A 14,778-nucleotide genomic window follows, 5' to 3' on the forward strand; every position below is an offset into this window, starting at 1 on the left:
ATAGTTTATATCAAACTAAGCTCGATATTTTTGTTTGAAAATATCGAGCTGTTGATGATTAGTACATACCTCATTCGTTACTCTAGTTTCCACATCATTTGGTAATTCTATTTTATTAGTGTTATTTTTATTTAGTAACTCTGTAATCACCTTACCTAAAGCAGCCCCTAATAAGGGTGGAACTGCATTACCTACTTGAGTATATTGTGGTACTTCAAATTGGCGCATCTTACCACCTGTAGTAATTTTAGAGCGAAATACGAAATTATCAGGGAATGATTGAATTCGTGCCATTTCACGTACTGTTAAAGTACGTAACTCCTCAGGATGATAATGACAAATGTCATCCGCAATAGACATAGCTGCAGGTGCAGGCTTATCAGCAATCAACGCTTTTTGAGTTTGTTTTTTAGTTTGATGCTTAGTTAAATAACTCTCTAATTCATTCTTACTTTTAAACTTTATTAAACCACTACCATTTTCAGCTAGATACTCAAAATTTAATAACTCTAGAGCTACCTGATTGGACAATTGGTTAAGCTCACCTTTTAGCACTTGCTTTACCTCATTTAAAAGCCTCCTATCAACTTGATTTAGTATTTGATAAAGTCTAAACCGGCTTTTTACTAATAAACCATTACTACGTAATTCATGATTTTTTAAGATATTATTATTATCATTAAGCAGTAGCTTATTTATTTTTTTAACATAGCTAGATTTTACGATAGTAATTTCCGCATTAACTCTTAGGTCATCAATAGCATCTGATACCGTATGTAAATTATTTTTACAGCATACTAATTCTTTTAAAAAGGTATGATTAAAATAAATTTGCTGCTCTGATTTTTCAATATCAAAATACTTCAATTCACTATAATTAAACATTTGCTTATTTTTTAACTTTTCATGACAAGATTCTGATTGTGCAAACAATGCTTGCTCTAAAGTATTAAAATGGGGTTTTAGATTAAAATAAACATCCTGACGTAGTGCTAACATAATAAAACGTGGTCGGTTTTGGGCAACTCCGACATATTTAGCATTAATATGTAAACATAGTGGTATATAGTCAATACTCATAAAAGCCTTAGCAACTTCAAACCATGCATAATAGGATCGACCATCTGTTTTAAAAGGCTTTAATATACCTGATACATTTTCTAACAAAACAGCTTTGGGCTGTAAATACTTAACAAACTTAACAAACTCCCACGGTAAGGTATTACGCTCATTCGTTAATTGTCTCATACCTGCCATACTAAAACTTTGGCATGGTGGCCCGCCAGATACTAGATCTAACTCTCCCTGCCCAAAACTTTTTTTAAGTATTTCTAATTGCTCTTGATGTTGCTCTAGCCACTCATTGAGCTGTACAATACTACCAATAATTAATCCACCCTTAAAATCCTCAACACTATAAACTTCACTAAAGCCTTTGTTTAAAGATGGATAAGTACGGGGATTCTCGCGTAGGCGTTTATTTAAATCAGCAAGAGGGTAATTGCTACTCAACCATTTAGTTTTTAAGGGTATTTTTCCAGATAAAGTATCTGCTAAATTCTCTTGAAAAAAATTATACGCAAATGTTTCACCTGCCATTGCTGATAGCTCATTAGCAAAAACCAATTGAAAACCTACAGACTCCAAGCCTAAAGTTAGACCACCACAGCCAGCAAATAATTCAATATGATTCATAGCCATCCTATCTCAAGTGAAGCAAAACTCTATTTTAGAATAAACTTATACTAAAGTCCAGGGCTTTTCTTAATTTACTTGATAAACCCATTCTACTCGCTGTAGTCTTACTACTCTTAAAAACATCTCAAGCCCCTCTTCACTATGATAAGCAAAGTAATCTTAGACAATTCTAGTAATGTTCTTAACAACCGCGCTACTCTAGTAGAGTTGGGCATTGATTTTGCTATTTTTTGGCCTACTAAAACAGGTTTAGATAAAAGTATTTTAGATGCAACCAATCCGGTAAGAGCACTTTTCACAGCCATGAAATTGCATGATTACTCTAATCAAGCTCAAGGACCAGAAGCAAAGTGTAAATATACAGCCATTTTTGTAGCTAGCCCTGAATTAATTATTACAGAAATGACAGCATATCGCCCACAAACTAAAAAAGGTGATCCACGCATGTGGTTCAAGTACTTAAAGGACTTTGCTAATGCAGGTGATGCTATTGCTATTACTATTTATGATAAAACTCCATATCTATTTAATTTAAGTCAGATAACTTTAAGTATACATCAAAATACTAATGATCATATTGGTCAAATATTAAAACGTCTTGCTATTACTAATAATATTGCTCAAGATCTATTAAATAAATTACGTACTATCGCTAGAAGAGGAGCAATCACATCGCCTACTTCTGGAGATACGGCTATCGGAATTGCTATTGAGCTAGCATTAGGTATACCTACCAATAGTAGTAAAAAACCTGATTATTTTGGCATTGAAATAAAATCCGCACGTAGCTCTAAAAGTAGTAATCGATCAAACCTTTTTGCTCAAGTACCAAACTGGCAAAAGAGCATTTTAAAATCAAGTCGAGAGATCTTAGAGAAATATGGCTATCAGCGTAACAATGATCACAAGCTTTATTGCACCATACAGGCACTAAAACCTAATAGCCAAGGATTATACTTAACCCTAGCAGAAAATCAGGAAATTCTTTTTGAAAAGCATATAGACGATGGTGATGTAGTACTTTGGGAGGCTGAAACTTTACGACAACGATTAGTTGAAAAGCATACTGAAACTTTTTGGATTGAGGCAGATTCATCCTTTGATAAACAAGGCCAAGAGCTGTTTTACTTAAAGTCCATCACTCATACTAAAGCTCCTTTGCAAAGTCAATTAATGCCATTGTTGGCTGAGGGTATTATAACTGTTGATCATCTTATAAAACGTAAAGGCTCAAATGGACAAGTAAGTGAAAAAGGCCCTTTATTTAAGATAAACCCAGAACATTTAGCACTACTATTTCCACAACCGGTTAAGTATGAGCTTATTACCCCCTAAACAAATAGGTAACTATTACTACCAGAATTTAAATTGGGTAAATAATGAGGGCTGGAAAAACGACTCAATCTGTGATTCATAGTGTACTGCGATGAACCTCTACCACGGCAACAATGGCATCTTAGGTACATCGCGCATACGAAACAACATCACGCATTTTTCATCTTGAGCAGCAGTGTTCAAGTGTCGAACATCTATATTTCAACGTATGGGTGCTCTGTAAGGTTTTTACAGAACATCCTGCTTTACGTAGGTTAGCTACTACTGCAAACCAGCAAACATATCCGGGCCAAACACTTCATACTGAATACGTTCAGTCGGTATGCCATGTGCTTGTAACCATTGGCGTTGTGCTCTAATGAAGGCTAATGGTCCGCATAGGTAGTAAGTATTTTGACGTGATAAATCAAGCCCTGCTTTTTGCAAATCCATGAAACCTATGAATTCATTATTGGCTAAAGTCCCTTTCGCATTTTCATAGAAAAATACAGTTTTATAATCTGTCAGGTACTCATAGGCTCGCTGTACTTCATCATATAATGCTATATGTGAAGGCTCACGGGCGGCGTGAATGAAGCGTATCGGTAAACGAGAGCCTTGCTCGACTAGGCTATTTAAGATACTCACCATAGGGGTAATACCCACACCAGCACTCATCAGCACCACACCCTCCGCTTGTGGGGATAGAACAAAATCACCATAGGGTTTACCTACTTTAACCTTGTCCCCCACCGCTAGTGTATGGAGCCAATTAGACACTAATCCTGCAGGATGTGCGGGGGCAGATGTTTCACGTTTTACCGTAATGCGCCAATAAGGTTTAGCACTGGTATCGGACAAACTATACTGGCGAATTTGGCGATAAGTATCCGTTTCTAGTGCAACACTGACATATTGCCCCGCTACAAAGCTCGGCAAACTCTCTCCAGAGGCTGGAATAAGATACAAGGATTTAATATCCGGTGTTTCTTGTATAATGTGCTCAATTTGTAGATTTTGCCAAAATGACTCATCTAGGCGGACTTGTTGTTGGGTATATAAACTGGCTTCACGCGCCACTAATTCACAGGCTAATAGCCAGTAAGCTTCATCCCATGCCGCTAAGATTTCAGGGGTCGCCGCCTCACCTAATACCGACTTAATCGCAGCTAATAAATGCTTACCTACGAGAGTATATTGGGCTGGTTTAATCCCTAGGCTTGCGTGTTTATGGGCAATGCGCGAGAGAATTGGCTCAAGCGCTGTGGGGTTTTGTATATTAGCTGCATAAGCATAGACCGCACTAGCGAGTGCCTGTTGTTGCTCTCCGCTAGCCTGATTGCTCATATTAAATAGATTGGTTAATTCCGGATGAGCGGCAAATAAAGTGCTATAAAATTTACGGGTAATATCCGCACCATATTCTCTGACGACGCCCACGGTCGCTTGCACAATCGCTAGAGATTCTGCTGTGATCATAAAATAAATCCTTTTTAGGTGATATTGGCTAACTGACGGTTTAGATAAGCCTTTTTAGTGAGTAGCCCATTGCTGATGTAATTGCTGCAGGATGGATTGTGTTGGGTCACGCACGATATCCGCTAAGGTGTACTGGTCTAAGTATTGATAAAATTGATTAAGGCTCTCAGCAAGAATCCGTTGTAAATGACAGCTTCCTGTTAAAACACAGGCGGCTTTATCGCACTCAATTAAGGGCGTATGCCCCTCCAACGCTCGAATCAGCCTGCCTAAGTGTAATTGATGAGCAGGTATGCCTAACCGTAACCCACCATTACGCCCCCGTGTACTCTCAACCCAATTCAGCTTCACTAACTGATTTACCACTTTAATTAAGTGATTATGTGAGAGCTGAAACTGCTCAGCGAGTTCGGCTATCGTGACTAATGACTCACGTTGATGCTGGGTTAGATACATCAAAACCCGTAACCCAATATCGGTAAACTGTGTTAATTGCACTAGCCTTACTCGCTAACTGATCAAGAGAGATCGGCATCATATAAATATTGTATTTAAAATACAACTTATAGGGTATTTACCTACCTTGCCTGTTTAAGATCCCATTCCTCCATATCGATAACCTCTGTACAAACCTAAATTTTTTAGTATCATTGCTACCCCATAAAGCCATTAGGCTGAGAGCACAGATGTTGAGGAGCGTTGCAACAGAACTTTTCTGCCAGGCTCAACAGACTGTCAACATAACAAAACGGCGCTCAGTCATTAGTAATCAATTATCATAAAGGAGAACGTAATGGCTGAGACTCACCTGTTTACGTCTGAATCCGTATCTGAAGGCCATCCTGACAAAATGTGCGATCAAATTTCTGACGCCATTTTAGACGCTATTATCACTAAAGACCCTTATGCTCGTGTAGCCTGCGAAACCCTCGCTAAAACTGGCATGATCGTCTTAGCGGGCGAAATTACCACGACCGCTGATATTGACTACGAAGGTATTGTGCGTGGTGTGGTAAATGATATTGGCTATAACAATTCACGTATTGGTTTTGACGGCAATACTTGTGCGGTTATTAATGCCATTGGTAAGCAATCTCCTGATATTGCGATGGGTGTAGACCGCGCTCGTAGTGAAGACCAAGGTGCAGGCGATCAAGGCCTGATGTTTGGTTATGCTAGTAATGAAACCGATGTATTAATGCCTGCTGCATTAACCTTTGCGCATCGCTTAGTGAAAAAACAAGCTGAATTACGTAAAAATGGCATTCTGCCATGGTTACGTCCTGATGCTAAATCACAAGTCACCGTACGCTATGAAGACGGCAAAATCGTTGCCATTGATGCTGTTGTGCTTTCTACTCAACACGACCCTGAAATTAACCTCAGCAATTTACGTGATGCCGTACGTGAGCAGATTATTGAGCCAGTGTTACCGGCAGAATGGTTACATAAAGGTACTCAGCTACACATTAATCCTACCGGCAACTTTGTAATCGGTGGCCCAGTAGGTGACTGCGGTCTGACCGGACGTAAAATCATCGTCGATAGCTACGGTGGTATGGCACGTCATGGTGGTGGCGCATTCTCTGGTAAAGATCCCTCTAAAGTGGATCGCTCAGCCGCTTATGCGGGTCGTTATGTAGCGAAAAACATTGTAGCGGCAGGCTTAGCAGACCGTTGCGAGATTCAAGTATCTTACGCGATTGGTGTGGCTCAACCGACCTCTATTTCTGTTGAGACCTTTGGTACTAATAAAGTCGCCGAGTCTTTAATTGAAAAATTAGTGCGTGAGCATTTTGACCTACGTCCTTATGGTATTACCAAAATGTTAGATCTATTACGTCCGATCTATCGTAATACCGCCAGTTACGGTCACTTTGGTCGTGAAGATTTAGATTTACCTTGGGAAAAAACCGATAAAGCTGACGCCTTACGCGCAGCCGCCGGTTTATAATTCCCTTTTATTCACCTAGTCTATTATAGGCTAGGTGAAATTTCCGTCTAAGGAGCGCTGCAACGGCTACCTCATCCTAATTTTAATAAGGGGTAGATCCGCCAGGCTTAGGCAACCGTAATGACTAACGGCGCTCATTCAATTATCAACTAAACGGAGATTGAATGATGAGTTCGAGTCAATTCAATGATTATATTGTTGCTGACATAGGCCTTGCTGATTGGGGTCGTAAAGAAATTAAAATTGCCGAAACTGAAATGCCCGGTTTAATGGCGATTCGTGAAGAGTTTGCTAAAACTCAACCGCTCAAAGGTGCTCGTATTACCGGCTCCTTACACATGACCATTCAAACAGCCGTGTTAATTGAGACCTTAAAAGCATTAGGCGCTGACGTTCGTTGGGCTTCTTGTAATATTTTCTCTACTCAAGATCATGCTGCTGCTGCGATTGCTGCTGCCGGGATTCCAGTCTTTGCTTATAAAGGCGAATCACTCGAAGAGTATTGGGATTACACCCACAAAATCTTTGACTGGTCAGGTGAACAAGCCAATATGATTTTGGACGATGGTGGTGATGCTACCCTACTCCTACATTTAGGTGCACGTGCTGAGAAAGATATCAGTGTCGTTGCTAAACCGACCTCAGAAGAAGAAACCTTTTTATACGCTGCGATTCGTAAACGTTTAGCGACTGATCCTTCTTGGTATAGCACACGTTTAGCTCAAATCCGTGGTGTTACCGAAGAAACCACCACAGGTGTACATCGTTTATACCAAATGCATGCACGCGGTGACTTACGCTTCCCAGCAATCAATGTGAATGACTCGGTCACTAAGTCTAAATTCGACAATCTATATGGTTGCCGTGAGTCTTTAGTTGATGGGATTAAACGTGCGACTGACGTCATGATCGCGGGTAAAGTGGCTGTGGTTGCAGGCTATGGTGATGTGGGTAAAGGTTCTGCTCAAGCCCTACGTGCACTGTCTGCTCAAGTATGGGTGACTGAAATTGACCCGATTTGTGCGCTACAAGCCGCAATGGAAGGCTACCGCGTTGTCACTATGGACTATGCTGCTGATAAAGCAGATATTTTCGTAACGGCAACAGGTAATTACCATGTTATCACTCACGATCACATGGCTAAGATGAAAAACGAAGCGATCGTGTGCAATATCGGTCACTTTGATAATGAAATTGATGTTGCTAGCCTCGAAAAATATCAATGGGAAGAGATCAAACCACAAGTTGATCACATTATTTTCCCAGACGGTAAACGCATTACCTTATTAGCGCAAGGCCGCTTAGTAAATCTAGGTTGTGCGACAGGTCATCCTTCTTATGTAATGTCCTCCTCTTTTGCCAATCAAACGATTGCACAAATTGAACTCTGGACTGAACGTGATTCGGGTAAATATCCTGTTGGTGTGTATACCTTACCTAAACACTTAGATGAGAAAGTAGCTCGCTTACAATTGAAGAAATTAAACGCTCAATTGACCGAACTTACCGAACAACAAGCGGCCTATATTGATGTGCCAGTTAATGGCCCTTATAAAGCGGATCATTATCGCTACTAATCAGGAGTTGCTATGAGTACTCATGATCATACCCACGACCATGAACATGACGACCCTGGCCAGCGTGATGAATTAGCGTTTAGCTTTGAGTTTTTCCCACCCAAAACCGAACAGGGTGTGGAAAAACTGCGTGAAGTGCGTGCCGCCTTAGCTCCGTTAAAACCGCGATTTTTCTCGGTGACTTATGGAGCGGGTGGTTCAACACAAGAGCGCACCCTAGAGACAGTGCTGGATATTCAGCGCTCCTCTGGGATTGAAGCAGCACCGCATTTATCCTGTATTGGTTCGTCAGCCGACCAAGTTCGCCAGATTTTAAATCTGTACCGTGAGAGTGGTATTAAGCACATTGTCGCCCTGCGCGGTGATTTGCCTTCCGGTACGATGGATAGCGGCGAATTTCGTTATGCCAATGAATTAGTGGAGTTCATTCGTAAGGAAACCGGCGATCACTTCCATATTGAAGTGGCAGCCTATCCTGAGATGCACCCACAAGCTCAGAACTTTGAGCGCGATGTGGCTAACTTTGTGCGTAAAGTGCAAGCAGGAGCCGATAGTGCGATTACGCAGTATTTCTTTAATGCTGATGCGTATTGGCATTTTGTCGATACTTGCTTAAAAGCAGGTGTTACCGTCCCCATCGTACCCGGTATTATGCCGATTACGAATTACACCCAACTGGCTCGTTTTTCGGATATGTGTGGAGCAGAAATTCCACGCTGGGTACGAAAACAATTAGAAGCCTATGGGGATGATACGGCATCGATTACGGCATTTGGTGAAGAGTTTATAACACTCCTGTGTGAAAACTTACTCGATACCGGCGCACCTGGTTTGCACTTTTACACTATGAATCGTGCTGAACCAACGGTCACTATCTGGAATAATTTAGGCCTTTCCGCTTAAGTTTTTCAGCTCTCACAAGATACGGGTATTTTAATTTTACCCGTGTCTTTCCACAAACATGATATTTCCTTCAAGTTTATTGTTATTTTACAAATAACAGACTATAGATTTTATATCCCCATAATATGACCAATCATATCCAGTAAGATATAACACCCTCATATAAAATATACAGGAACTCATGATTAAATAATTTTTTTCATAAATAACTACTAATAACGAAAAATTTTGCTATCATTTTCCAATAGAGTTACATAGAAAGAGATATGATATGGAAAATTTAAGAAAATCCTTGATCACCCATCTAGCAGTAGAACTAGGCTCTAACTTTTTGCTCAATTTAGAGCAAGATATCACAGCAAAATACAAAGCTGCTTCAGATTACAATAATGCTCATGTATCTAAAGAAATGCGCCCATATCTTGAGGGAAATATGCAGCATGCACACTTAGTAGATGTAGTAGTAAGCTGTGCCAACAATACCGGTCTTAATGGTTCACGAACTCCTACCGACCCCAAGGGGTTTTATTATGCTAGAATTATCTCAGATAGATTTGTCATAAGCTGCATTAGAGATAAATCAACCAACTGGACACGTGCAAAACATAAGCAAGAGCTATCAAAACTTAATACTGTATTAGAACCAGTCATAGAAGATTTGTTTGAACCATCGACAAGAAGCAATGGTGTAACCAAAATATTTACTGTTATTTTAGTAACAGCAAACCCTTTAGATCAAAGTCTACCTGATATTTACTTTGCAATTCCCTACACTGATTTAAGTAATTTTCATATGAAAGCAAGCCTTAAGGAATTACAACTTGCATGTATTGAAAACTCTACCACCCAGCCTATATTAGACCCACTACCTTCCTTAAAGAAGCGTCTTGGGGATATCGAGGCTAAAAACTCTCAAAAATGAAGGTGATATTATGCGTACTGGTGTAACAGGCTTCAAAGGTCAACGCTTAGTACAAGCACGTACTGCACGTGGGTTAACCCAAACAGCTCTAAGTGCTATTAGTGGATGTTCTAAAGCGTCTATATCCAAATGGGAAAGAAATGAGCAATTACCTGAAGCTCCTGCTTTAGAGAAAATTGCATCCTCTTTAGGTTTACCACCGGAGTGGTTTTTAAGCTCTTTTCCGAATTATGGTGAAAGCTCTTATTTCTTTAGGTCAAGTACAGCATTAACTAAAGATGCTCGTAATATAGCAAAGGTACGTCTAGAGTGGGCTTATGAGTTATCAACTATATTACAAGAATGGGTGGACTGGCCAGCAGTCAACATACCTACTTGTTTAACCAGAGATCAAGCTCTTACTATTGTAGATAGCGAGATAGAGCAGCTCGCACAAGACACTAGAAAATATTGGGGTCTAGGATTAAATCCCATTGAAAATATTATCAAAGTAGTTGAAAGTGCTGGTATATTGGTAGTAAGAGAGTGCATAGGTCATAGCAAGATGGATGGCGTTTCAAGATGGTTTGATCTTGAAAATAGACCCTATATTTTTATTGCGGCAGATAAAGCAAATGCAGTACGTAGTAGATTTGATATTGCTCATGAGTTAGCTCACATTATTATGCATAGGAATCTAAAATCCTCAGATACTACAAAACTATATAATGAACTTGAACGACAAGCTCATTTATTTGCTAGCGCATTTTTGATGCCTGCAGAAAATATTTCATTAGAACTCTCTCATCCAACTTTAGATACATTGATCATTCTCAAGCGTCGTTGGAAAACATCTGTTGCCTCTTTAATTATGCGAGCAAAAAGTCTCAATCTTTTGAGTGAAGAATATTTAAGCCGACTATGGAAAAACTACAGCGCTAGAGGCTGGAAAACTAAGGAACCACTTGATGATGACTTAACACCAGAACAACCACTACTTTTAAATCGTGCCATCAAACTACTATTAGAAGATGGGGGATTTAATAAAAAACAAATATTAAAAACATTAACTCTAAATGCTACTGATGTCGAATCTTTGTGTAATCTACCAGATGGATTTTTTGATACTGAATATGGTGAGATTATACAGCTACCTATACTAAAGAATAAAATCAAACAAGAGATATCAGAAAATACAGAAGCTAATATATTAGCCTGGCCAAATAGATAGTTAATTTTTATTTTATTTACAACCAACTTGGCCTCACTAAATTTAGCATGATAATCAAAATTAATCCCTCAAAATAATTAGAGGGATTTTTTCACAATTAAAACAATATAACTATTAAATTTCATTACTCTATACAATGTCATTATTATTAATAAACTTCCTAAGCAATGAATAGTTATAAACACCTCTAAAATACTCATCAACTACCATTAGACCAAACATGAGTCCTACCGCTAGCAAAGTATTAAGAGAGTTTTGAGTCTGATAAATGATAAAAAAGCTCATTAGCCAGACGATATGGCACATAATAGAAACCATAGTAGATCTCCCAACATATTTTAATAATCTTAAAGCTGTAAGAGCAATTACATTTCTGACTCTAAAGAACTCTATCAAAGCCAAGCAAAGAAATACTATTATTAAGATATGCAGTGCCTGAGCATCACTATATAACTCCTTAAACGCTATACTTTGTATCAGTGTGAATATGGCTAGCATGATCAACAGACCTATACTAGAGAAAACTTTGCCCCAATTAATCAAACTAGCGACGGTTAATTCAAATTTATCCAACTGCTTTGCATTCCAGCAAAAGGCTAATTCTCGATTAGCATAGCCCACCCATGCAGCACTTAATGCACCGACCATTTGAAACCAAGGAATCAGCATAGTACGTGTTACAAAGGCAGCTTGACTAATATGAGAAAGCACGGCGATAAACACATAGGTCATTACAGTATAAGAACCTGCCTCTAATGAAGAGATAAATCCCGTCTTAATAATAATCCAATCGTTTTTCTTATCTTTTAATAAATCACGCCACTGTTTAAAACTGGTGGTTTTATTATTAACCATAATAGCAATCAAGCCAATAGGAACAATGACTTGACTAATAAAGGTAGATAAACCAATACCTAATAAATACCATTCATTGTTCTTGTTAAAAAACAATAAGTAGCATGCCACATTAAATATCACATTAAATACTACAATGATTAGGCTACTATAAAGATTGATACTAGCCATACGATAAATATTAAAAATCGCATTAATCCCTCGACGCAAGGCAACAAAAATAGCACCTAATAAAATAATGACGATGAAAACATAGTTTAAATGTTGATAGTTATTTTCTAGATTTACCACCGTTAATAAATAAGGGACTAACAGCAATATAAAACTTACATAAGCTATACCTGTCAGAAAGGTTAAAAGCAAAGTCTTATTAACCCAATAATGCTTCTGCTCTTCACTTAAATCTATATTCGTCAAATGGGCTGCTGTAATATTCGCAATAGTTTGGCTAGTGACAAAAACTATAATTAATAAACTATGGGTGATACCTAATACAGTCACAAACCTAGGCTCAACCAAAGCAATAAAAACAGTATCTAAAATCGCTAGAATAAATAAGACTGAAAACTCTAAATAATTAGGTATATAAATACTTAGAAAGGTTTTATCTTTTATGAGCAACATAATTAAATAATAGTTTAACCAGAGGTTTTTACGGTAGCGGCTTGAGCTTCGCGTTCACGCGCTTTAGCCAGTGCGGGACGTGCTTGTGTACGCTGTTGATAGGCTTTGAGATTATCGTGCTCTAAATCCATTTTTAGGCCGCGTGTAGCCCAAGTCAGTACATGGCTGAGTAAAATATCTGCTACGGTAAAAGACTCACCTAAAATAAAGGTTTTATCCCCCAACCCCTGCGCGAGTATTTTAAGCTGACGCTTGAACTCCCATTCTGCACTAGGAATCACCTCCGGGTGACGCTGCTCTGCGGGAAAAGCGAAACTATGCTTAGCGATTAGCCATAATGGCTGCTCTAGCTCGCTCACAGCAAAAAAGCACCATTGCTCATGCACCGCTCGCTCTCTAGTACCATAGGCAGGCACTAGGCCAGAATGAGGCACTTTATCCCCAATATAAATACAAATAGCTGCTGATTCGGTTAAAACTAGATCACCATCAACCAATACAGGGACTTTTCCTGCCGGATTAAGTGTAATCAGTGGTGGTTTAAAACTCTCACCTGCCCTCATATCAATAGCAGTATAGTCATAAGCCAAACCCGCCTCTTCTAATACCCATACCGCTCGCGTCGAACGTGTCATCGGACAACCATATAAATGCATATCAAAAATCCTGATGCTGTGCTTCAATAATAGTATCAAGGTTATGCCAGAAAATTTAAAGCCTTGCTATTTATCTAAATTACAGTGGATTCCAGCAAATTAGCTTTAAATACGATAAGCTAGAGATTAATCAATAACAAACGATAAGGAGCTCATGATGTTAGAATTTGCTTTAGGTGTGTTATTTTTTGGTATTGTGTTGTTATTTATGTCCGTCAAGACCGTTCCGCAAGGTTATAGTTATACTATTGAACGCTTTGGACGTTATGTACGTACTTTACAACCGGGGTTAGGGATAATTCTTCCTATAGTGAATCGAGTTGGGCATAAAGTGAATATGATGGAACAAGTGCTTGATATCGAACCACAACAAATTATTACCGCCGACAATGCCAATGTCACTGTGGATGGCGTGATCTTTTATCAAATTTTTGACGCCGCCAAAGCCTCCTATGAAGTCACTCACCTACCCACCGCGATTATGAATTTAAGCATGACTAATTTGCGCTCGGTGTGTGGTGCCTTTGAATTAGATTCCCTGTTGAGTAAGCGAGATGAAATCGGCTCACGCCTGCTCGCTATTATTGACCAAGCCACCAATGCGTGGGGGGTGAAGGTGCTGCGGGTTGAGATTAAAGATATTCAGCCCCCCGAAGAACTCGTGCGTGCTATGAATCTGCAAATGACGGCTGAACGCCAAAAACGTGCCCAAATCACCGAGGCACAAGGCAAAAAAGAAGCCCAAATCCTAGAAGCAGAAGGTGCTAAAACCGCCGCTGTCTTACTCGCCGAAGCCCGTGAACGTGAAGCCCAAGCCGAAGCTAAAGCCACGCAAATGGTGTCGGAAGCGGTCGCTCAAGGTGATCCACAAGCCCTAAATTATTTTATTGCCCAGAAATATGTGGCCGCCTTAAGTAAATTTGCTGAATCTCCTAATCAAAAAACCGTCTTTATGCCCCTAGAAACCTCCGGTTTATTAGGCTCGATTGGCAGCATTAATGAACTCTGGAAAGCAGCGCAAGATAACTTTAAGGTGCCAAGGGGACATTAAATGGAAATTGTTTATTGGTACTGGCTGACTTTAGGTGCGATTTTAATCGCCTTAGAGATCGTTATTCCGGGTGCTATTATTATGTGGTTTGGTTTTGGGGCAATTGTGACCGGATTAGTATTATTATTGATCCCCTCTTTTTCTCTCGCCGCCCAATTAATTTTATTTTCGCTATTATCTATTATTAGCTTATTAGTATGGCGAAAAACTCCCTGGTATAAAGTTGAAACAACCCCCTCTGATACTCCTGGCCTTAACAATCGTTTGAATATGCATGTGGGTAAGATTTATCCTTTAAACACTGCCATTATTAATGGACAGGGTACGATAGAGGTCGATGGTACTATTTGGCAGGCACAAGGAGCCGATTTGCCCGCTGGCACTCGTGTTAAGGTCGTGAGTTTGGATGGGACATTTTTTAATGTGGAAGCAGTCTCTTAGACCTAAACGCTAACACACCTCACCTAACAAAAGTAATTGAGTATTTCTGAAGCAGCCTCGGTAGCAGGGATGCTACCTGATAGCAAAAGAAATA

General features: G+C 39.4%; 13 protein-coding genes and 2 riboswitches. Of the genes, 8 read left to right on the top strand and 5 right to left on the bottom strand.

Features of this window, described 5'->3' with window-relative positions; all coding sequences use genetic code 11:
• Positions 1-15: 15 nt before the first annotated feature.
• On the bottom strand, positions 16-1,695 hold the full coding sequence (locus A3IK_RS0100250; protein WP_020557944.1) for a DNA cytosine methyltransferase: 1,680 nt from the start codon (positions 1,693-1,695) through the stop codon (positions 16-18).
• A 144-nt stretch (positions 1,696-1,839) separates the two neighbouring features.
• On the opposite strand from A3IK_RS0100250, the gene A3IK_RS18060 reads away from it, so the two are divergent.
• Positions 1,840-3,033 carry an MvaI/BcnI family restriction endonuclease gene (locus A3IK_RS18060; protein ID WP_020557945.1) on the top strand — a complete coding sequence of 398 codons (1,194 nt, stop codon included), beginning with the start codon at positions 1,840-1,842 and terminating at the stop codon, positions 3,031-3,033.
• Positions 3,034-3,294: 261 nt separating this feature from the next.
• On the opposite strand, the gene A3IK_RS0100260 is transcribed toward A3IK_RS18060, so the two are convergent.
• Positions 3,295-4,491 (bottom strand): globin domain-containing protein, encoded by a 1,197-nt coding sequence (locus A3IK_RS0100260; protein ID WP_020557946.1) that lies wholly within the window; start codon positions 4,489-4,491, stop codon positions 3,295-3,297.
• Between the two features lie 54 nt (positions 4,492-4,545).
• Positions 4,546-4,989: an RrF2 family transcriptional regulator gene (locus A3IK_RS0100265; protein WP_020557947.1), complete on the bottom strand. Its 444-nt coding sequence runs from the start codon at positions 4,987-4,989 to the stop codon at positions 4,546-4,548.
• A 187-nt stretch (positions 4,990-5,176) separates the two neighbouring features.
• Positions 5,177-5,255, top strand: a riboswitch (S-adenosyl-L-homocysteine riboswitch).
• Positions 5,256-5,284: 29 nt separating this feature from the next.
• Between A3IK_RS0100265 and metK the strand changes: the two genes are divergently transcribed.
• From metK to A3IK_RS18065, 5 genes are all read left to right on the top strand, one after another.
• Entirely contained in the window at positions 5,285-6,445 is a 1,161-nt protein-coding gene (metK, locus tag A3IK_RS0100270; protein ID WP_020557948.1) for a methionine adenosyltransferase, read from the top strand.
• 43 nt (positions 6,446-6,488) lie between these two features.
• Positions 6,489-6,588: riboswitch (S-adenosyl-L-homocysteine riboswitch) on the top strand.
• A gap of 21 nt (positions 6,589-6,609) precedes the next feature.
• Positions 6,610-8,022 (top strand): adenosylhomocysteinase, encoded by a 1,413-nt coding sequence (ahcY, locus tag A3IK_RS0100275; RefSeq protein WP_020557949.1) that lies wholly within the window; start codon positions 6,610-6,612, stop codon positions 8,020-8,022.
• 12 nt (positions 8,023-8,034) lie between these two features.
• The gene (metF, locus tag A3IK_RS0100280; protein ID WP_020557950.1) at positions 8,035-8,925 is read left to right on the top strand and encodes a methylenetetrahydrofolate reductase [NAD(P)H]; all 891 of its coding nucleotides are present in this window, start codon (positions 8,035-8,037) and stop codon (positions 8,923-8,925) included.
• Positions 8,926-9,196: 271 nt separating this feature from the next.
• A complete protein-coding gene (locus A3IK_RS0100285) occupies positions 9,197-9,847 on the top strand; it encodes a hypothetical protein (protein ID WP_020557951.1) in 651 nt (216 codons plus the stop codon).
• A gap of 10 nt (positions 9,848-9,857) precedes the next feature.
• Positions 9,858-11,057, top strand: coding sequence for a helix-turn-helix domain-containing protein (locus A3IK_RS18065; RefSeq protein ID WP_020557952.1), 1,200 nt, complete (start codon positions 9,858-9,860; stop codon positions 11,055-11,057).
• A gap of 129 nt (positions 11,058-11,186) precedes the next feature.
• Here the strand turns inward: A3IK_RS18065 and A3IK_RS0100295 are convergent, their stop codons facing one another.
• Both A3IK_RS0100295 and A3IK_RS0100300 read right to left on the bottom strand, forming a co-directional pair.
• Entirely contained in the window at positions 11,187-12,536 is a 1,350-nt protein-coding gene (locus A3IK_RS0100295; protein WP_020557953.1) for an MATE family efflux transporter, read from the bottom strand.
• Between the two features lie 14 nt (positions 12,537-12,550).
• Entirely contained in the window at positions 12,551-13,192 is a 642-nt protein-coding gene (locus A3IK_RS0100300; protein ID WP_020557954.1) for a glutathione S-transferase family protein, read from the bottom strand.
• A 157-nt stretch (positions 13,193-13,349) separates the two neighbouring features.
• Here A3IK_RS0100300 and A3IK_RS0100305 point away from each other — a divergent pair, with 157 nt between their 5' ends.
• Together A3IK_RS0100305 and A3IK_RS0100310 are read left to right on the top strand one after the other, a co-directional pair.
• Entirely contained in the window at positions 13,350-14,243 is an 894-nt protein-coding gene (locus A3IK_RS0100305; protein ID WP_020557955.1) for an SPFH domain-containing protein, read from the top strand.
• Positions 14,244-14,684 carry an NfeD family protein gene (locus A3IK_RS0100310; RefSeq protein ID WP_020557956.1) on the top strand — a complete coding sequence of 147 codons (441 nt, stop codon included), beginning with the start codon at positions 14,244-14,246 and terminating at the stop codon, positions 14,682-14,684. It abuts the gene before it with no gap.
• The last annotated feature ends 94 nt before the right edge of the window (positions 14,685-14,778 follow it).

The organism is Thiofilum flexile DSM 14609, assembly GCF_000380185.1.
GTDB lineage: Bacteria > Pseudomonadota > Gammaproteobacteria > Thiotrichales > Thiotrichaceae > Thiofilum > Thiofilum flexile.

Coding starts and splice junctions, on each gene's coding strand:
- metK (WP_020557948.1), top strand. CDS start 5,285: ATGGCTGAGACTCACCTGTTTACGTCTGAATCCGTATCTGAAGGCCAT.
- A3IK_RS0100310 (WP_020557956.1), top strand. CDS start 14,244: ATGGAAATTGTTTATTGGTACTGGCTGACTTTAGGTGCGATTTTAATC.
- ahcY (WP_020557949.1), top strand. CDS start 6,610: ATGATGAGTTCGAGTCAATTCAATGATTATATTGTTGCTGACATAGGC.
- A3IK_RS0100295 (WP_020557953.1), bottom strand. CDS start 12,536: ATGTTGCTCATAAAAGATAAAACCTTTCTAAGTATTTATATACCTAAT.
- A3IK_RS18060 (WP_020557945.1), top strand. CDS start 1,840: ATGATAAGCAAAGTAATCTTAGACAATTCTAGTAATGTTCTTAACAAC.
- A3IK_RS18065 (WP_020557952.1), top strand. CDS start 9,858: ATGCGTACTGGTGTAACAGGCTTCAAAGGTCAACGCTTAGTACAAGCA.
- A3IK_RS0100300 (WP_020557954.1), bottom strand. CDS start 13,192: ATGCATTTATATGGTTGTCCGATGACACGTTCGACGCGAGCGGTATGG.
- A3IK_RS0100305 (WP_020557955.1), top strand. CDS start 13,350: ATGTTAGAATTTGCTTTAGGTGTGTTATTTTTTGGTATTGTGTTGTTA.
- metF (WP_020557950.1), top strand. CDS start 8,035: ATGAGTACTCATGATCATACCCACGACCATGAACATGACGACCCTGGC.
- A3IK_RS0100260 (WP_020557946.1), bottom strand. CDS start 4,491: ATGATCACAGCAGAATCTCTAGCGATTGTGCAAGCGACCGTGGGCGTC.
- A3IK_RS0100285 (WP_020557951.1), top strand. CDS start 9,197: ATGGAAAATTTAAGAAAATCCTTGATCACCCATCTAGCAGTAGAACTA.
- A3IK_RS0100250 (WP_020557944.1), bottom strand. CDS start 1,695: ATGAATCATATTGAATTATTTGCTGGCTGTGGTGGTCTAACTTTAGGC.